The 17,281-nt window shown below is 56.3% G+C and carries 22 protein-coding genes; 4 read left to right on the top strand and 18 right to left on the bottom strand.

Features of this window, described 5'->3' with window-relative positions; genetic code table 11:
* Positions 1–14 precede the first annotated feature (14 nt).
* On the top strand, positions 15–392 hold the full coding sequence (locus NM686_RS07880; RefSeq protein ID WP_255187329.1) for a rhodanese-like domain-containing protein: 378 nt from the start codon (positions 15–17) through the stop codon (positions 390–392).
* Positions 393–495: 103 nt separating this feature from the next.
* Positions 496–750: a DUF2024 family protein gene (locus NM686_RS07875; protein ID WP_255187328.1), complete on the top strand. Its 255-nt coding sequence runs from the start codon at positions 496–498 to the stop codon at positions 748–750.
* Positions 751–789: 39 nt separating this feature from the next.
* Here the strand turns inward: NM686_RS07875 and NM686_RS07870 are convergent, their stop codons facing one another.
* The 17 genes from NM686_RS07870 to NM686_RS07790 all read right to left on the bottom strand — a co-directional run bounded on the left by NM686_RS07870 (position 790) and on the right by NM686_RS07790 (position 13,312).
* Positions 790–1,323 carry a PDDEXK family nuclease gene (locus NM686_RS07870; RefSeq protein ID WP_255187327.1) on the bottom strand — a complete coding sequence of 178 codons (534 nt, stop codon included), beginning with the start codon at positions 1,321–1,323 and terminating at the stop codon, positions 790–792.
* Positions 1,324–1,358: 35 nt separating this feature from the next.
* A complete protein-coding gene (locus NM686_RS07865; protein ID WP_255187326.1) occupies positions 1,359–2,675 on the bottom strand; it encodes an NAD(P)/FAD-dependent oxidoreductase in 1,317 nt (438 codons plus the stop codon).
* A complete protein-coding gene (locus NM686_RS07860; RefSeq protein WP_255187325.1) occupies positions 2,665–3,228 on the bottom strand; it encodes a hypothetical protein in 564 nt (187 codons plus the stop codon). Before NM686_RS07860 ends, NM686_RS07865 begins: the two co-directional genes overlap by 11 nt.
* A gap of 136 nt (positions 3,229–3,364) precedes the next feature.
* Positions 3,365–3,781, bottom strand: a complete 417-nt coding sequence (locus NM686_RS07855; RefSeq protein ID WP_255187324.1) for an acyl-CoA thioesterase — start codon at positions 3,779–3,781, stop codon at positions 3,365–3,367.
* Positions 3,778–4,758, bottom strand: coding sequence for an LpxL/LpxP family acyltransferase (locus NM686_RS07850; RefSeq protein WP_255187323.1), 981 nt, complete (start codon positions 4,756–4,758; stop codon positions 3,778–3,780). Before NM686_RS07850 ends, NM686_RS07855 begins: the two co-directional genes overlap by 4 nt.
* Positions 4,755–5,498 carry a glycosyltransferase family 2 protein gene (locus tag NM686_RS07845; protein WP_255187322.1) on the bottom strand — a complete coding sequence of 248 codons (744 nt, stop codon included), beginning with the start codon at positions 5,496–5,498 and terminating at the stop codon, positions 4,755–4,757. The genes NM686_RS07850 and NM686_RS07845 overlap by 4 nt, the downstream gene beginning before the upstream one ends.
* Positions 5,482–5,862 carry an ApeI family dehydratase gene (locus NM686_RS07840; RefSeq protein ID WP_255187321.1) on the bottom strand — a complete coding sequence of 127 codons (381 nt, stop codon included), beginning with the start codon at positions 5,860–5,862 and terminating at the stop codon, positions 5,482–5,484. Before NM686_RS07840 ends, NM686_RS07845 begins: the two co-directional genes overlap by 17 nt.
* Positions 5,859–6,440, bottom strand: coding sequence for a COG4648 family protein (locus tag NM686_RS07835; RefSeq protein WP_255187320.1), 582 nt, complete (start codon positions 6,438–6,440; stop codon positions 5,859–5,861). The genes NM686_RS07840 and NM686_RS07835 overlap by 4 nt, the downstream gene beginning before the upstream one ends.
* 4 nt (positions 6,441–6,444) lie before the next feature.
* Positions 6,445–6,693, bottom strand: coding sequence for an acyl carrier protein (locus NM686_RS07830; RefSeq protein ID WP_255187319.1), 249 nt, complete (start codon positions 6,691–6,693; stop codon positions 6,445–6,447).
* A complete protein-coding gene (locus NM686_RS07825; RefSeq protein ID WP_255187318.1) occupies positions 6,690–6,959 on the bottom strand; it encodes a phosphopantetheine-binding protein in 270 nt (89 codons plus the stop codon). The genes NM686_RS07830 and NM686_RS07825 overlap by 4 nt, the downstream gene beginning before the upstream one ends.
* Positions 6,946–7,722, bottom strand: a complete 777-nt coding sequence (locus NM686_RS07820) for a lysophospholipid acyltransferase family protein (RefSeq protein ID WP_255187317.1) — start codon at positions 7,720–7,722, stop codon at positions 6,946–6,948. The genes NM686_RS07825 and NM686_RS07820 overlap by 14 nt, the downstream gene beginning before the upstream one ends.
* Positions 7,715–8,476: a beta-ketoacyl synthase chain length factor gene (locus NM686_RS07815; RefSeq protein ID WP_255187316.1), complete on the bottom strand. Its 762-nt coding sequence runs from the start codon at positions 8,474–8,476 to the stop codon at positions 7,715–7,717. Before NM686_RS07815 ends, NM686_RS07820 begins: the two co-directional genes overlap by 8 nt.
* A gap of 1 nt (position 8,477) precedes the next feature.
* A complete protein-coding gene (locus tag NM686_RS07810; RefSeq protein ID WP_329959174.1) occupies positions 8,478–9,713 on the bottom strand; it encodes a beta-ketoacyl-ACP synthase in 1,236 nt (411 codons plus the stop codon).
* Complete coding sequence (gene fabG / locus NM686_RS07805; RefSeq protein ID WP_255187314.1) at positions 9,707–10,435, bottom strand: 3-oxoacyl-ACP reductase FabG; 729 nt, start codon at positions 10,433–10,435, stop codon at positions 9,707–9,709. The genes NM686_RS07810 and fabG overlap by 7 nt, the downstream gene beginning before the upstream one ends.
* A complete protein-coding gene (locus tag NM686_RS07800) occupies positions 10,432–10,857 on the bottom strand; it encodes an ApeP family dehydratase (RefSeq protein WP_269022684.1) in 426 nt (141 codons plus the stop codon). The genes fabG and NM686_RS07800 overlap by 4 nt, the downstream gene beginning before the upstream one ends.
* 37 nt (positions 10,858–10,894) lie before the next feature.
* A complete protein-coding gene (locus NM686_RS07795; protein WP_255187312.1) occupies positions 10,895–12,064 on the bottom strand; it encodes a beta-ketoacyl-ACP synthase in 1,170 nt (389 codons plus the stop codon).
* Positions 12,065–12,085: 21 nt separating this feature from the next.
* Positions 12,086–13,312, bottom strand: a complete 1,227-nt coding sequence (locus NM686_RS07790; protein ID WP_255187311.1) for an NAD(P)/FAD-dependent oxidoreductase — start codon at positions 13,310–13,312, stop codon at positions 12,086–12,088.
* A gap of 71 nt (positions 13,313–13,383) precedes the next feature.
* Between NM686_RS07790 and NM686_RS07785 the strand changes: the two genes are divergently transcribed.
* Together NM686_RS07785 and NM686_RS07780 are read left to right on the top strand one after the other, a co-directional pair.
* A complete protein-coding gene (locus NM686_RS07785) occupies positions 13,384–14,709 on the top strand; it encodes a class I adenylate-forming enzyme family protein (RefSeq protein ID WP_255187310.1) in 1,326 nt (441 codons plus the stop codon).
* Positions 14,710–14,778: 69 nt separating this feature from the next.
* Entirely contained in the window at positions 14,779–16,323 is a 1,545-nt protein-coding gene (locus NM686_RS07780) for a phytoene desaturase family protein (protein ID WP_255187309.1), read from the top strand.
* A gap of 190 nt (positions 16,324–16,513) precedes the next feature.
* Here the strand turns inward: NM686_RS07780 and NM686_RS07775 are convergent, their stop codons facing one another.
* A complete protein-coding gene (locus NM686_RS07775; RefSeq protein ID WP_255187308.1) occupies positions 16,514–17,266 on the bottom strand; it encodes a class I SAM-dependent methyltransferase in 753 nt (250 codons plus the stop codon).
* Positions 17,267–17,281 lie beyond the last annotated feature (15 nt).

The following is a 17,281-nucleotide window of genomic DNA, read 5'->3' as shown; positions in this document are numbered from 1 at the left end:
TGGAAATCTTCGCCATGAAAAAATACGCTTACCTCCTGGCCTTCAGCATCCTGATCGGTGGCTGTAAATTTCAGCAACCCGAGTATTTGCAAATGTTGAGCCCGGCTGAATTGAACCAAATCATGCAAAACCAGGATATTTTCCTGGTCGACGTGCATACCCCCCAACAGCAGCACATCAAAGGCACGGATCTGTTCATACCCTACGACGAAGTCGAAAAATATCAGGACAAACTACCCCAGGATAAGTCCACGCCGATTTATCTTTACTGCGAAGGCGGTCCGATGGGCAATGCCGCCGCCCGCGCTCTGCATGACTTGGGCTACCAGAAATTATTCAATCTGGATGGCGGCAGCAAGGCCTGGCGTCAAGCCGGCTTCGCTTTCGAATAAGGACGCAGCAATCGGCGAGAAAGCGCCATGTCGCTAGACCGCGCACTGGAACGAATCGCCAAATGCTGCAACACAATTTTTTATCAACCCCGCAGGAGTTCAAATGCAAATTCATGTCTACGATACCTATGTAACCGCCAAAGACGGCCACACCATGCATTTTGACGTGTTCACGGCGGAAAAAGACGATCAAAAAGCCATCGCCTACGCCAAGGAATGGCTGGTGTCTATCGGCGAAGACAATGCCACGGTTTCCAGCAAGGAATGCCGCTTTTGCCACAGCCAGCAAGCCCCGGCCGATGTAATCGACAGCATCAACCAGCAGGGTTATTTCATTTACAAAATGGAAGGTTGCTGACGGCCTCGCTCACATTTGCTGGGTTGGGCTGGCGAAAGCCTAGCCCAACACCGATAACGCAAACAGCACCAAGCCACCGATCAACAACCACGAAGCCAGCAAAATGCGCAGGATATAGCCGACCGTAGCCATCAAATGGGGCTTGGCAAAAACCACGGCGTGTTCGGCGTCATTTGGCTGAGGCTGCCCCAACGACTCGATATGCAGGCGATAACGGCCCGGATGCGGTAAGTGGTAGGTTTGCAGTTCTATCCGGGCCTTGGAAAATCCAGACGATTTGGCGCGAAACCAATGCTTGCTGGCCGGGACATCGGCACCGTACTCCGTCCGCAACTTATAGCTCAGGGATACAAAACGGCGCGTCAGCAACGGCCCTTCCACGCACAACACCACCGGTCCCGCCGAGGCAAAAGTCAATTCCTGGATTTCCTGCAACGGCAACCTCAGCAACTCGGCGGCCTTGAGCATCGGCAACAGATTGCGGATGCTGCTGATCAGCAGCACAACGCCCAGCAGCGCGGACAAGGCGGCAAGCCACGGTACAAAGGACGCAAACTCGGATAATGCATTCACGGCAGTCTCCTCGTCCGAGGATCAAGATTGTGTTTTTAAATTGCCAAAGCATCCATGGCATGCGCCTTGGCCCTACCGAGATGCAAAGCCAGTCCTGCATCCACTGCCATCCGGTGAAAATTCCGCGAACGCTCGGACATGAACGAAGCCGCCAGCATCAATTCGAGCTCGACGGGCGGCACTTGGCGCATGAAGCGTCTGACCAGCTCGGCCTCGACGCCGTCACCGCCGAATTCCCCAAGCGCCAGCGACCGGGAAAAACCGTAAAACTGCCGGATGCGATTCTCGCAAATCTGCGCATGGCGGGCACGATAGGCCGGGGCCTTCAAGGATTCCGCCACCGCCAGCGCGACGATGGAGGCGTTATAGAACGCGTTCAATACGCCATGCGAATAAATCGGATCGACGAAGGCAGCCGCATCGCCTATGCAGTAAAAATTCTCCCCGCACAGCCGGGTCGAATAATAGGAGTAATCCGGCCGCTGGCTGAACGAATCCGGCAGATAGTCGGCGTTTTCCAGCAGCCGACCGATATAAGGCGCGGTTTTCAAGGTATCCAGATAGAAACGCTCGCGCCCGGCCTTATCCATGCCGCGAGCCTTGTCGGTGTTGATGACCAGGCCGACACTAGTAACCTTGCGCATCGCGATATGCCAGATCCAGCCGTCCTCGAACGAGGTCACGAACGTGACGGGTTTGACCAGGCTGACCTGATCCGCGGCATGGCTGCGGCCGTCAGCGGCCACATAGCGCGAATTCTGAAAATGTCCCCACAGCGACAAAAAGCGCATGCTGGAATCGACCAGCCGTTTGGATTGGAACTGGCCGGCCAATACGCCCGCTGCGCCGCTGGCATCGATCACGAAGCGGCAACGGATGTTGCCTGCCTGGCTTTCGCCGCCGCGCCTGTCCTGATAACTCACCGCCGGCCAATCGCCCGACAAATCCGCCTCGCGCGCGCTGACTTGCTGAAACACTTGCGCGCCCTGACTGGCCGCATGTTGCAGCAAGATTTCATCGAACCTGTCGCGCTCGACGTGCAGAGCCGGCCGGCTGAAACCGAATTCGGCAAAGGCGATCCTGTGTATCTTGTCGTTCCAGACCGTGATCCCGCCAGCCTTGGCGACAAAGCCTTCCTGCTCGATCAGCGGCGTAACCCCGGTCAGATCGGCGTATTTCCAGACGTGCGGTATCAGGCTTTCTCCGACTTGGGGGCGCGGATGCAGGGCTCGTTCCAGCAGGACCACGTCGATGCCCTGTTTGGCCAGCAACGCGGCGACACTGGAACCGGCGGGCCCGCCGCCAATGACCACGACGTCGCAGCGTTCGGGAATGGGGGTGTTATTCTGCAATGCTGTCCACCTTGTCGTTCTTGAAATGCACCACGAAGCGGTTGAAACGGTTGCTCCAATAGCTCCAGTCGTTGACATCCAGCGACGGCGTTTCATGCCGTGGCGGATAACCGATAGCCGCCAATACCGCTTTGCGGCTCATGCCCTTGATGACCCGTCCGGCCATGATCGCATCACGCTCCTCAGCAGAAAACAGACTCAGATCGACTTTGCTCAGGCCAGCGATTTTATTGAACGCGGTTTGCATGTCATCGAGCGTGTGTTTGGGCACGTTTTCTATCGTCAAGGTTTGTCCGCTATCCACCAGCCTGAGCACCGCTTCGTCGGACTTCATGGCTTGCAGGGTAACGGCGGTATTGATCGGAATCAGAATACCCTTACGGTAATTGGTCGTGCGAAAGGTGTTCTTTTCCTGGAACAAGCTGAATTGGGTGTAATAAATCTGACTGGATTGCGTGCTCGCCGCCGCATCAGTCGTTTTCAGTTGTTTTTGACAACCCAATAGTAACGTCATCAGGGCCAGCACAAAGAAAATCACGGATTTTTTAAACATCGGCATCTCCTCAAGGCAAAAAATCAACTCGGATTATTCGCGGCGACCCGTTGTTTATTTAGACAGGCACTACAAAAAGCCGGGCGCAGCTTGCTGATTTTAGTGGAAATTCATGAAAACATCGGGTTCCATGCGCTCAGGATGCCGATTCGATGCCCAACTTTTCCAGAAAAATCGGCGGCGAGGCGAAACTCATCTCGCCGCTCGCGCTATCCACCGCCGCTTGCACCGTGTGGCCCTTGGCCAGCACTTCGCCGGTTTCGGCGTCGGTGATGCGGTATTTGATTTTCATCCGGTATTCCCATTCGACCAATTCGGCTGACACGCGCAGGCGCTGTTCGAATTTGGCGGGCCGCACGTAGCGCAACTGCAAATCGACGATGGGCCACACATAACCCGTCTCACGCATCGTCATATAGCCATAATCTATGCTGTCCAACATCGCGCAGCGGGCAATTTCCAGATATTTGCAATAATGGCCGTGCCAGGCGATACCGAGGATGTCGATATCAAAAAACGGCACTTTGATTTCTACTTCGGCGCGTATCGTCATTGCCTCGCCTCCGCTCCTGAATGCTCATGTTCCTGCGCGGGCAATGTGCTCCAATAGGGATAAAAATTAAACCATTGCAAGGGTTCGGCGCGGCAATGCATCTCCAGGCATTCAGCGTAGCGCCCGGCCAACGCTTCCAGCATTTGCTGGCGTTCGGGTTCCTTGCGCGGGATACGAATACTGTCGGCAAAAGGCTGTAAATGCACCTGGTAACGCCCCTGGGTCGGATAACAAAACAACGTAAATACGGGACAACGCAACAACGAGGCCAGCAAATAAGGGCCTTGCGGGAAATCGGCATCTGCTCCCAAAAACTGGGCCTTGATGGTACGACTACCCTGCACCGGAATGCGATCGCCTACCATCACCACGAATTCACCGCGCTCTATTTTTTCTTGCAGTTCAATCGCAATCGCCGGATTCAGGTCGGTGACCTGTATCAGTCTGATGGTCGCACTGCCCTCGCCCCGGCCCAGCAAGCGGTTGAATTTCTCGGCATGCCGGGTATGCACCAAAATGTTTAATCTGACTTGGGCGCGCAAATTCGCGATCGCCTGGCACAATTCCAGGTTGCCGATATGGCCACTGAGTATCAAGGCGCCGCGTTTTTGCGCCATTAGTTCCAGCAACAGCGGGCGATTGGGAAAATCGACCTGATTGGGATTAATACAGCCCATCCAGGCGATGATTTTATCCAGCAGGGTTTCGCCGAAACTCAAAAAATGCCGGTAACTCAGCCACCAGCCTGCGTGTAGATTCAGTTCGGGACAATATTCGGACAAACGGCGCAAATAGTCCTTCGAGGCTTCGCGAGCGACGCGGCCGCTGAGAAAGTAATAGCTCACGACCGGCCGCAAGACCAGACGAAAGGCCCAGCGCCCAAATACCCGATGAATCCAGACCAAGAGGCGTATGCCCCAGATCAGGCTGGTTTCTTCCAGCGCGGCCCAATGCGTTGCCGAGTTACTCCCGCTCATCGAAAATGTCTCGCCAATAAACGCGGCAGGCGTATCAGCATGCCCAAAAACAAGCGGGCATGGGTCAGGCTGATGCGCAGATTGTCCTCCCAGCCGCGAAAATGTGAAATGCCATCTTGCGGATAACCGACGCGGGTAGGAATGGACACCATGGATAACCCTTGCCAATACAGACGAACCAGAATCTCGACGTCGAAGGCCATGCGTTCTTCCAGTGCAACGTTTTGGATCAAATTGGCACAGGCGGCAAGCGGATAGACCCGATAGCCGCACATCGCATCGCGAATCTCTAACGACAAGGTGTTGATATAGACCCAGACATGGGTCAAATACCGGGCATAAAAACGGAGTTTGGGAATCGAGTCGTCGAACAATGGCCGTCCGATGATGACGGCCTCGGGATTGGCTTGCGCGGCGGCGAGAAATGTATCCAGGTCATTCAAATCGTGCTGTCCGTCGGCATCGATTTGCAGTGCATGGGAATAACCGCGTGCGTGCGCCCGCAAAATGCCGGCTTTGACCGCGCCGCCCTTGCCGCGGTTGAGCTCGAGCCGCACCGCCTCAACCCACGGATACTGCTCGGCCAGGGCGCGAATGACCTCGGCGCAGCTGGGATGACTGCCATCGTCCACCAGGATGCAGGGCAATTGCCTGGATGCCAGCCGCTCGACGATGCTCGCCAAAGGGTCTTCATGGTTGTAAACCGGAATCAGGATGCAAGGATCAAACGCGGGGGTCATGGAAATAAATCCTGCCGGAGCTATATTCTGAATGCTGCGAGCGATAACAAAACTCCAACTTGGCGGCCTGATCGCTGTAGCGCAATTGTAATTCGAGCGGTTGGCCGGGCAATAACAATTCCTTGAACTTGACCGCTTCCATGTGTCTGAAGACAGGCTCAACCCCCAAGTACTGCCGGGCGAAATGCACCGCCCATTGAATTTGCACGACGCCCGGCACGATCGCAATGGCATCGAAATGCCCTACAAAATAAGCCAGCGTTTCCGGAATGCATATCGTCAGGACGATGCCATCGGCGCTCGCTTTCCGCGCCAGGACATCCGGCAACAGGACCGGACTATCTGCTTGTGTAAATTGATTCAATAACTTGCCCTGACTTTACGGCGTACCGCCATTTCCGCAGCCATCAACAGGCCCATCAATATGTAGGATACAAAGCCATTGTAAAAACCCCATAACCAGCGATCGCCATAAAGAATGGTCGCTAGTGAAACGGCGGCATTGCATAGAAAAAACACACTCCAGACTTGCGTCACCTTGCGCGTGTAGGCCACGCCCTTGGGCGGCAAATCAGGATCTTCCAACCGCGCCAGCCGCTCGATCATGGTAGGGGGATAAAGCAAACTGCTAAAAAATAACGCAAAAAATGCCAAGCTGACCAAAACCGGATAAGCCAGCAACCACTCGCCTCGATTGGACCAGGCTATGGCCAGCAAGAGCAGGATGCTGACCGGTATCATCAGCATCAAACCTTGATTGGAGGCTTGCGACTCTCTCAGCAAAAAGCGCAGCCAAAACAGCCCAGCCAGCAGCAAAGCCAGTACGCGCGGCTGGACGAAATCCAACGAAAACCAGATTAAAAACGGATAACTTACCGTTGCCGCCGCGATCAGCGCATTCAAGCCGAGCCGTAGCCAACGATACTGAAAGCATTTTGGCATGCGGCTAGGCCGCGCTGATTCTATGTACGGTTTCCACGACATCCTGTATCGTGCGGGCACTCTTGAAATCTTCCGGATTGATGCGCGTGCCGGTAATTTCCCGCAATTTGACCATCAAATCCACCGCATCGATGCTGTCTATATCCAAATCCTGCCGCAAGCTGGCGCTCATGACGATGTCATCCGGGGCCAATTCGAACATCTCCGACATGATTTCTTTAATGCTGTGGAATATTTCTTCTTGGGTTTTCATACAATCTGTGTTTCCTGTTGCGAGGCGATAAACGCGGCCAGGTTTCTCACCGAAGCAAAATGTTCGATCAAGTCCGAGGAATACGCGTCGATTTTGATATGGTATTTTCTCTTCAAGGCCAGACCCAGTTCCAGCGCATCGATCGAATCCAGTCCTAATCCAGCACCAAACAAGGGCGCGTCCGAAATGATGTCTTCGGGGTGAATGCCTTCCAGCTCGAATATATCAATGATCAGTCGCTTAAGTTCGGCTTCAATATGTTTCATGCTGTGCCAATTGCTCTAAGAAATAGGCTTCCAACCGCCGAGTAATCTGCCGGCTTGCAAGCGAACGATTGCCGTTTACGTGAGCCGAGGTCAACTCAATATGATCGCCTACATTCAAGCTCAAAGTAAACCTCTTTTCCGGGATTTGATACCATTTTTCCTGCTTGGTCAGCGTCGTCGGCCAGCAGCGCAACGTGATCGGCAGGATTTTCGCCCTCGCCTGCAAGGCAATGGCTGCCGCGCCGCGCTGAAACTTGATCGGTTTTCCCGGTGTCGTGCGCGTACCTTCGGGAAAAATGATCAATGAGCCGCCTTCCCGCAATTCGGCTTCACAACGCGCCATCAAAAGTTCCGGATCTTCGGCATAGATATAACCCATGGCCCTGATCGGAATGCGCATGAAGGGATTATTCATCAAGGCCGGCTTGACGATACAGGTCGCGTTGGGAATCTGCGAAATCAGAAATACGATATCCAGCAAACACGGATGATTGGCCACCACGACCCGGCCCGGCACGCCGAGGCGTTCACGGCCCTGCACCTGGTAGTTCAGGATACCGATGAAACGCATGAAATCCATGTAACTTTGAAAAATCCTGTGCATCAACAAACGGGCGCGGCGCTTTTTTTCGACGCCCTCGCCCAGAAATTTCTGCAACAACGGAAACAATACACCCCAGGTAAACACGCCACCGGCGCCGAACATGAAAAAGCTGAGTCCCGTACCGAACAGACGCCAGTAATAATTGATGCGCTCAATCATGCCCCAAAGCCCACCACCAACGCACGCGTTCCAGTTGATCGCATCCAGTTTGCTGCCCGTTGAGCATAGCCTGCAGCAATTTGGGCTGTCCTGTTTCGCATGAGCCCTGTCCGACCAGCGGCTCCCTGAACAAACTCAGTTGCTGCCCCGATTCAGCCGGCCGTGACAGAACCATGGCCAATGCCCAGATATGAGGGCAAGCCGCCGCATAGTTTTGATAAATCGCCGGCAAGGGCTGTTCATAGCAGACGATCATCACCCGGCGCACGTCCTGTAACCAGCCTGCGGCTTCGACAAAGGCACCGAAAATACCTTCCGTTCCCCCGGCAAGCGCCACATAAGGCAAAAAGCTTCCACTCTGCAAACTAAACAAGCCCGCGATGGCATTATGTACCGACAAACTGAAGCGGCTCGGCGACACGGCTTCCCCTGCGGCCATGTCCTGTAGCGTATCCAGATAGAATTGGCTCTCGCCGTGGTTCGAATGAAAAATCGCCGGCATGTCGCCACCCGCCGCTCGCCGGCAGTGCCAGGCCACCGCGCACGCCGCCCTGGCCAGACTGGATAACCTGCGCCGCTGCAGCATCGGCAGAAAACCGACCTCGGCCAGACCGCCATTGGCAGGCAATACCGAACCAGAAGGCCAGGCATTTGTAGACGAAACAGCTTCGGATTGCCACAAGGCCCAATGTTCCAGCGTAAAACCGAATCGGCTTTCCGGGCGACCGGCCCTGCCGGCTGAATCACCGCTCACATCAAGCGTCCCAACGGCGAAACACCAACGAGGTATTGACGCCGCCGAAAGCAAAATTATTGCTGACGATGTATTCGGCATTGATTTTGCGACCGTCGCCGGTCAGGTAATCCAGCGCCGCGCAACGCGGATCGAGATTTTCCAGATTGAGATTGGGATGAAACCAGCCATCCCGCATCATTTGAATCGCCACCATGGCCTCCAAGGCTCCGCAGGCGCCCAAGGTATGCCCGGTATAGCCTTTCAGCGTGCTGACCGGAGTATTACCGCCGAATACCGCGGCAGTGGCGTGGCTTTCGGCGATATCGCCTTGCTCGGTGGCGGTGCCGTGGGCGCTGACGTAGTCGATTTGAGCCGGCTGCAAGTCCGCATCCTGCAAGGCCATGCGCATCACGACCTGCATCGTGTCCGCATTGGGCTGGGTGATATGCGCGCCGTCGGCATTGGTGGCAAATCCCACCAGTTCGGCATGGATTTTGGCGCCACGCGCCAACGCATGTTCCAGCTCTTCCAACACCAAGGTACCAGCACCCTCTCCTATCACCAAACCATCGCGATCGCGATCGAAGGGGCGCGGCGTGAGCTCCGGCTCATCGTTGCGCGTGCTGGCGGCATACAAGGCATCGAACAGCGCGGCCATGGTCGGGCAAAGCTCTTCCGCGCCACCGGCCAACATCACGTCTTGCTGGCCAAATTTGATCGCCTCGTAAGCAAAACCGATACCTTGGCTGCCGGAGGTGCAGGCACTGACCGCCGGAATCACCCGCCCCCGCACCTGAAAAAACACGGCGACGTTCGCGGTCGTCGTATGTCCCATCATCTTTAAATAGGTCGTGGCGTTCAAATTGCCGATGTCATGCTGGAGCAACATCTTGCCAAAATCGGCGATTGCCGCCGTCGAACCGACCGAGGAGCCATACGCCACCCCCGTGCGCCCGGAACTGATAACGGCATCGCCCAGCAAGCCGGCATCGATCAAGGCCAGTTCGCTGGCTCGCGTTGCCATCAATGAAACGCGGCCCATGCTGCGGGTATTTTTGCGGGTGTAATGACTGGGCAGCTCGAACTGCTGCACCGGCCCGCCCAAGCGGGTCAGCAAACCGTTATATTTTTCCCATTGCGGCAGATAACAAATGCCTGAGCGGCCGGCCATCAACCGAGCGCGGATTTCATGCCAATCGTTGCCGATCGGGGAAAAACCGGCCATGCCGGTAACGACGACGCGGCGGTTCAACACAAGCCTCCATTGACCGAAATGACTTGGCGGGTAATGTAAGCCGCATCGTCGGACATCAAAAACGCCACCAACGCGGCCACTTCATCCGGCGTCCCCATGCGTCTGGCCGGAATCGCCGCGATGGCCTCCTCCAGCGGCAAGCCCTCCAACATATCGGTTTCAATCAGTCCCGGCGCCACGCAATTGACCGTGATCTTGCGCTTGGCCAGCTCCACCGCCAGGGCTTTGGTTGCGCCGATAATGCCGGCCTTGGCCGCGCTGTAATTGACTTGACCGCGATTGCCGATCAGGCCGGATACTGACGACAGGGTGACGATACGCCCAGGCTGGCGCCGTTGTATCATCGGCATCACCAAGGGGTAAAGCACATTGTAAAAGCCATCCAGATTACTGCGTAAGACCTGATCCCAATCCTCGCCGCTGAGCGCCGGAAAGGCATTGTCGCGCGCCAAGCCGGCATTGCAGACCACACCGTAATACGCGCCATGGGCCTGGATGTCCGCTTCCAGATTGGTTTTCGCGGCTTCCCGATCGGCCAAATCAAAACTCAGCACGCGGGATTGCGCGCCCATCTGCTTGACCTGGGCGACCACCTGTTCGGCCTCATCCAGACGATTTCGGCAATGCACGACGACGTCATAGCCTTCGCGGGCCAGCCGCAAGGCAATGGCTTTGCCTATGCCACGGCTGGACCCCGTGACCAAGATGGTTTTTTGCTTCATATTCCTTTTCCAGCAAGAAATTTTTTCGAGTCCTGCGGCATCAGCAAATTCAATTTGGCAGTGGCTTGGATCTGATCGCCCTGAAGATGACAGTCGAAGACGACCATATCATTCGCCGCTTCGATGATTTTTTCCGCCCGCACGGTCAGGCGGGTACCGCAGATAAATTGGCCGGCCGAGCATTCGTAGTAGCGTGTCCCCAACAAAAAGCCCAAATCGATCTCTTGGCCGCGGCGTTTGCGTTGATAACCGGAAAATGCCGCCACCGCTTGCGCCATGTATTCCAAGCCCACCCAGGCAGGTACGGTATGATCCGGACCGGAAAACAAACCGTCATCGCGCACGCTCAACTCGACCACGATATGCGCCTCGCCCGCCTCGACCACCTTATCGACCAGCACCATGCGCTGGGATTGAGGCACCAGCGTTTCGACCGCATACGGGAAATCCGCTGACGACTCAGGGACTCCCGATGAGCAAGGACACATTGTTACCTCCGAACGAAAAAGAATTGCTAAGGCAGTATTGTAGTCGTTTAGAGCGCGTTTTTTCCAGCGCGACGAAGCCCAATCGGGGCAATTCGGGATCACCTTGCCCATCCCAAACATGGGGCGGCAAGTATTTTGCTTCATTCAGCGCCGACAGCAACAACCAACACAAACCCGCTTCAATCGCGCCGCCTGCGCCCAGACAATGGCCCGTTGCCGGCTTGCTGGAGCCGCACGGCGTCCGGACGGAAAACAAGCGATCGACCGCCCGGCTTTCCATCGCATCGTTTTGCCAGGTTCCCGTGCCGTGCAAATTGATGTAGTCAATTTGTTCCGGTTTCAAACCGGCATTGGCGAGGGCGGCCTGCATCGCCAGGAATGCGCAAGCGCCATCGGGACGCGGCGCGGAAATATGATAAGCATCGGCGCTGAGACCCGCGCCGAGCAAGGCGATGTCAAAAGGCTCATTGCTCATCAAGAACAAGGCGGCGCCCTCGCCGATGAGGGTGCCATCCCGGTTCTTACTGAAGGGATTGCAGCGGCTGCGGCTGATCGCGCCCAGCGCCGAAAAACCTTCCAGGGTGGTCCGACATAGCGCGTCGCTACCACCAACGACCACCGTATCGCAAAGCCCCTGCCGCAATAAACGCCTGGCCGACGCCAAGGCATTCGCGCTGGACGAGCAGGTCGTCGATACCGTGTAAGCCGGGCCCTGAATGCCCAGATATGCCGCCAAGAATTCCGCGGCCCCGCCCAGTTCCTGCTGCTTGTAATGATATACATCAGGCAGGCTGCCCGACTTTTGCAGCACTACGGCTGCCTGCTCGCCCTCGGCGATGCCGGAAGTGCTGGTTCCAAGCACCAAGCCAATACGTTCGGAACCGTATCGCCTGATGGCCCTGTCAAACGCGGCTTCAATCTGGGCAAATGCCGCCAATAACAAGCGGTTGTTGCGGCAGTCATAGCGTTTCAGATGGGGCGGAATGCCCGGCAACTCATTCGAAGCCGCATAGGCCGAAATATCGGTAGCCAGCCAAGGCACATTTCCCGGTTGAGGCCAGCACCCGGATAGCCAAGTCCGCAAAACCTCATCCTTGTTGCCGCCCAGCGCGCAAACGATGCCCAAATCATGCAAAAACAACGACCAGCTCCCGGAAACCTGTCATAACAAAGGACAGAGCTCCGCAATCGCCTCGATCTTTTTGGTGCAGCGTTGCGTCATCGGATTGGTGTCATCCCAGGCATAGCCGGCCAGGATGGAACAAATCATCGCTTTGATGCTGGCCAACTGGCGCTCTTCAAAAATGATGCGTTGAAAGCTGCCGTCGTACCAGGCCGTGACATAGGCCCGAAACACGTCGATGCCGCGGCGCAAGGCCTGTTCGTAATCGGTCTGCCAATCCACCGGCAAGCCACGCAATTGCCTGTCCACCAAGGGAACGGCCAGGGAAGCGGACTTCAGCGCAATCGTCACGCCCGAGGAAAATACCGGATCGAGAAACTCGCCGGCATTGCCGAGCAAGACGAAACCCGGTCCCTGCAAATGCGTGACATTGGCTGAATAACCGCCAATGTGATTGGCCGGGGTGTCGAAGCGGGCCTGTTGCAGCAATTCGGCCAGACGGGGTTCTTCGAACGCCAGTTCCCGCAGCACCTCCAGCGGCGTTCCGGTTCTGTCTTCCAGAAACCCTTGCGGCATCACCACGCCCAAGGAACTTCTGCCGTTACTAAACGGTATCAGCCAATACCAAACCTCATGATGCTTGGGATGTATCGCGATCAGGATTTTGTTGCGGTCATAATCAGGGGTATCGATGCGGTCTTCGATATGCGTGAACAGCCCCAGGCGCGGCGGCAACGAGGAAGGCGTTTCCAGATTCAACAGGCGCGGCAGCACCCGGCCAAAACCACTGGCGTCCAACACCAAAGACGCCGTCCACTCGCGTTTTACCCCTTCGGCATCGACACTGGTCAAGCGAACACATCCTGGAGTATCGAAATCCGCCGCGCTGATACTGTGCCGATAATGGATGGGTACGCCCGATTTTGCGGTCGTTTCGGCCAGAATCTGATCGAAGCGCGCCCGCGGCACTTGAAAAGTCGTGCCCCACCCCGGCGTGAATTTCTGCGTGAAATCAAATTCGGTGAGTTTGCCGGCATGCGAAAACGCCGCGCCGTTCTTGAATTGAAAACCCTCCGCCTCGACGGCCGCCAATAATTCCGCGTCCTCCAGAAAAGGCATGCATTGGGGCAGCAGGCTTTCACCGATGGAAAACCGTGGAAACTGTTCCTTCTCCAGAATGACGACGCGATAACCCCGCTTTTTCAGCATGCTGCCCGCCAGGCTGCCCGCGGGTCCCGCCCCGATGATCAATACATCCGCATCCATTTAATCTAAGACCCTCTATATCCGGTTAAAATGCTCTTCAAACTGTAAAACGCCGATCCAACACTTGCACCATGCACAACAGCCCAGTCAACGAAACCCCGCGAATGGCCGCGACCGATGAACCCTTTGCCATTTACCATGGCCGGGTGATCAGCCGCGGCCAGTTATGGGCAGACGTGGCGGCACTGGCAAGGCAACTGCCGGAACAGCCTTATCTGTTCAACTTGTGCGAAAACCGTTATTTGTTTTGCATTTGCCTGCTGGCGGCGGCGGCACGTAAACAGACTTGCCTGTTGCCGCCCTCGAATCAATCGGCCGTCATCGAAGAAATCAGACAGACGTATCCCGCTGCGTATCTGGCAAGCGACAAAAATCTGCCGGGTAATCTAGAATACATCGACATTCAAGCAGCCAGCCTGCCTCCGTCTTCCGCTGCCGTGGAACTCGATTGGGACCGACCCGCCGTGATCGCCTTCACCTCCGGCAGCACCGGCCACCCCAAGCCTTGCGCCCATAGCTTGAGGACTTTCGCCCTTTCGGCCCAAATGGCCATCGGCGCGCTTGGCTTGTCCGGCCAATGCCGGGTGATGATCTCGACCACGCCGCCACAACATATGTACGGCTTGGAAACTTCGGTATTCTGGCCACTGTTTTCCAGCCTGGTGCTTTACGACGGCCGGCCGTTCTTTCCGGAAGACATCCGCCTAGCCGTTGCGACCGCGCCCCGGCCCGCGATCCTGGCATCCACGCCCACGCACTTGCGCTCCATGGTCGGCGCCGAAGGAGACTGGCCGAATCTGACAGGCATTCTTTCCGCAACCGACACGCTGCCGTCGACACTCGCCAACGAGATGGCGGCCATTCTAGGCCAATCCCCGCGCGAAATCTATGGCAGCACCGAAACCTTGTCCTTCGCCAGCCGGGAAATCTTGCAAGACCCTCTATGGCGCCCTTATCCAGGCAGCCGGCTGACTCAAGATCACGCGGGACAGGTCTGGCTGGCATCGCCGCACCTGCCAAACTCGATAACATTGCAGGACGCTATCAGAATACACCAGGACGGCCGCTTCGAGGCGTTGGGGCGGCACGATGACATGATCAAGGTCGGCGGCAAACGCATTTCGCTGTCGGAACTCAACCGCAGGCTGAAGGCCATAGAGGGTGTGGAAGACGGTTTTTGCTTTCTGCAGCAGCATGACCACGGCGCCCGCTTGGCCGCCGTGGTCGTAAGCCACCTCAATGGCCAAGACATCCGGCGAAGCATGAAAGCCACTGTCGATGAGGTGTTTATGCCGCGAAAAATTCATTTCGTCGACCATATTCCGCGTAATGAGGCCGGCAAACTCAGTAAATCCGCTCGGGAATCCCTGTTGGCCGTTTTAAACGCTTGCAATTGAGCCTGTCCTGGCAATCTGCTACCCTGCCCACTCTTTTCGCGATCTAAAGCCATTCTGCCATCAGCCAACATGCGCGGCATTCACTCAGAATCCAGACACGAACAATATGACGTGATCGTCATTGGCGCCGGCATCGGCGGCTTGAGTACGGCCGCGCTATTGGCGAAAGCCGGAAAAGCCGTGCTGTTGGTGGAGAGGCATGACCGTCCCGGCGGTTATGCCCACGGTTTCCGGCGGCGCAATTACCATTTCGATTCAGGGGTACATCTGGTCAGCGGCTGCGGTGCCGGCGGCTATGAAAACGGCAGCACGATTTACAGGATTTGCCGGGCCGTGGGCATAAACCCCGAGGATGTTTTCCTTCCGATCCCGTCTTACGCCCGCGCGGTGTTTCCAGGGCTCGAACTGAGCCTGCATGCCGGCGAGGAGGCATTCGTCGGCGCGTTATGCGTGCATTTCCCAAAGGAAAAGGACAATCTGCTCCGCTTGATTCGGCTCTGCAAAACCCTGGCGGAAGAAGCCATGCTGGCGGAAGAAATTCTGGAACAGAGCAAGATCACTCGCGTACCGCCCACGCGAGCGCTGGCCAATTTGTTTCGTTACCGCCGCGCCACCTTGGCGGAAGCCCTGGATGAATTTTTGCTCGACCCACATCTTAAAAGTGCCTGCGCCGCACTATGGCCTTATTTGGGCCTACCGCCTTCGCAACTGTCTTTCTTATATTGGGCCAGCATGATGGCGGGCTACACCTACGAAGGTGCGTATTATTGCCGTGGCAGTTTTCAAACCTATGCCAACCGGCTGGCGCAAGCAATCGAAAAGCGCGGCGGCGAGGTGTTGTTGAACGCCAGCGTGCGGCGGATTTGCGTGGAAAACGGCGGCATCAGCGGCATCATGCTGGAAAATGGTCAACTGATACGCGCAAAGACCGTGGTTTCGAATGTCGCCGCCCAGCAAACCGCCGAATTACTGGTCGGTCGCGAGCATTGGCCGGCTGGCTATTGCGACAAGCTGGAAAAGTTGGCCCCGTCGCTGTCGATTTTCGCCAGCTACATCGCAACCGATTTGGCCATCGACACCCGCGTTCATAGCCACGAATCGTTTTTTTACCAAACCTTCGATCACGAAGCCGGGTTTGCATCCACGCTAAGGGGCCGGCCCAATTGGTTCTCGGCCACCCTGTCGACGCTGAGCGATGCCTCGCTGGCACCGGCCGGTCAACACACCCTGCTGTTGACCACCTTATGCCCGTTTGACACAGGGCAAAGCTGGCGACAGGCCAAACCAGACTTTGAGCAACGGTTATTGGCGCAAGCCGAACAACATTTTCCGGGCCTGAACGAACATTTGTTACTGGTGGAATCCGGCTCGCCGCGCACGCTGGAACGCTACACCCTCAACCACCAAGGCGCGGCCTACGGCTTTGCCCCTACTCCCGATCAAATCGGCCCAAACCGTCCGGACATTCGCGGAGCCTTGCCGGGCTTGTTCCACACCGGCCACTGGACGCGTCCGGGCGGCGGCGTCGCCGGCGTCAGTATCTCGGCTCAACTGGCGGCACAAGCCATTTTGAACATGCCCATACAAGCCGATTTCTGGAACAGCCTGGATTAGCCTAGAAAAATCACTGGGTCCACGAAACACACGAAAATCACGAAAAGTTTCAAACCGTTATCACATCTAAGAGCAGCACCGAACAGGTGAATCGATAAGGACCGATAAGTTTCATAACACAATGATTTATTTCGTGGACTTACTGCCGTTTTTAGGATTAGCGAAAAAGGCGCGGCAAACGGCAATAGCCTCAGCGCAGATAGACATCGTAACGCAACAACTTGCCCTGATAGGATTCTTGCGGCTTTCCTCCCAGCGGCTCGGCATAATCGGGGCTCTTGACCACCAACCGCCTGCCGGTGGCGGCAAAAGCGGCCTCGAACAAGGCTTGCCTGTCCAGGTCGTCGCCTAGAATATCGCGCAAGATTGCCATCGACTTACGCGTCGCCGCCGACTGTTTGCGCTTGGGTGGAAACATCGGGTCGAGATAGATGCAATCAGGCTTTTCCGCCAGGCTGGCCAATAGTTCGATGGCATTGCCGGTCAATAATTTAGGCGGCGTCAACTGCCGCCTGATGACCCAATCCTTTTGCGCCAGGCGTTCGAAACCGTCCTGTATCAAAGCCGCCATGAGCGGCGAACGTTCGATACACGTCACTTCATAGCCCATCCGGAATAAAGCCAAAGTATCTTGCGCCCAACCGGCGGTGGCATCGATGACGGTATGGGATTTTTTGCCGATGGCGTGCGCCAGCAAATCTTTTTTCGGCGCCGGATAAGAATGTTGTTCGCCGGGACGCGGATCGACTTCGACGAACAAACCGCCCTTTTTCAGCGTTTGCTTGTCCAGCAACTTCAAACAGCCGTCGCGATAGCACAGAAAAAAATCGCAAGCGCTTTCGGCGGCTTCCTCCAGCGGCAAGACGGGCAAAGCCAATTGCTCGGCGAGCCCGTGGGAGACACTGGCCGACTGATCGGTGTGCAGAATGGCAATAGTAGTCATCGCATGCCGCCGGGT

Source organism: Methylomonas rapida (assembly GCF_024360925.2).
GTDB classification, from domain to species: Bacteria; Pseudomonadota; Gammaproteobacteria; order Methylococcales; family Methylomonadaceae; genus Methylomonas; species Methylomonas rapida.
Note: the sequence above shows the minus strand (reverse complement) of the source record. Positions and strands in the feature narration are given on the sequence as shown.

Bases quoted from the DNA above. Each gene is read 5' to 3' on its own strand.
- NM686_RS07880 (WP_255187329.1), top strand. From the start codon at position 15: ATGAAAAAATACGCTTACCTCCTGGCCTTCAGCATCCTGATCGGTGGC.
- NM686_RS07875 (WP_255187328.1), top strand. From the start codon at position 496: ATGCAAATTCATGTCTACGATACCTATGTAACCGCCAAAGACGGCCAC.
- NM686_RS07860 (WP_255187325.1), bottom strand. From the start codon at position 3,228: ATGTTTAAAAAATCCGTGATTTTCTTTGTGCTGGCCCTGATGACGTTA.
- NM686_RS07855 (WP_255187324.1), bottom strand. From the start codon at position 3,781: ATGACGATACGCGCCGAAGTAGAAATCAAAGTGCCGTTTTTTGATATC.
- NM686_RS07850 (WP_255187323.1), bottom strand. From the start codon at position 4,758: ATGAGCGGGAGTAACTCGGCAACGCATTGGGCCGCGCTGGAAGAAACC.
- NM686_RS07845 (WP_255187322.1), bottom strand. From the start codon at position 5,498: ATGACCCCCGCGTTTGATCCTTGCATCCTGATTCCGGTTTACAACCAT.
- NM686_RS07835 (WP_255187320.1), bottom strand. From the start codon at position 6,440: ATGCCAAAATGCTTTCAGTATCGTTGGCTACGGCTCGGCTTGAATGCG.
- NM686_RS07830 (WP_255187319.1), bottom strand. From the start codon at position 6,693: ATGAAAACCCAAGAAGAAATATTCCACAGCATTAAAGAAATCATGTCG.
- NM686_RS07825 (WP_255187318.1), bottom strand. From the start codon at position 6,959: ATGAAACATATTGAAGCCGAACTTAAGCGACTGATCATTGATATATTC.
- NM686_RS07820 (WP_255187317.1), bottom strand. From the start codon at position 7,722: ATGATTGAGCGCATCAATTATTACTGGCGTCTGTTCGGTACGGGACTC.
- fabG (WP_255187314.1), bottom strand. From the start codon at position 10,435: ATGAAGCAAAAAACCATCTTGGTCACGGGGTCCAGCCGTGGCATAGGC.
- NM686_RS07790 (WP_255187311.1), bottom strand. From the start codon at position 13,312: ATGGATGCGGATGTATTGATCATCGGGGCGGGACCCGCGGGCAGCCTG.
- NM686_RS07785 (WP_255187310.1), top strand. From the start codon at position 13,384: ATGCACAACAGCCCAGTCAACGAAACCCCGCGAATGGCCGCGACCGAT.
- NM686_RS07780 (WP_255187309.1), top strand. From the start codon at position 14,779: ATGCGCGGCATTCACTCAGAATCCAGACACGAACAATATGACGTGATC.
- NM686_RS07775 (WP_255187308.1), bottom strand. From the start codon at position 17,266: ATGACTACTATTGCCATTCTGCACACCGATCAGTCGGCCAGTGTCTCC.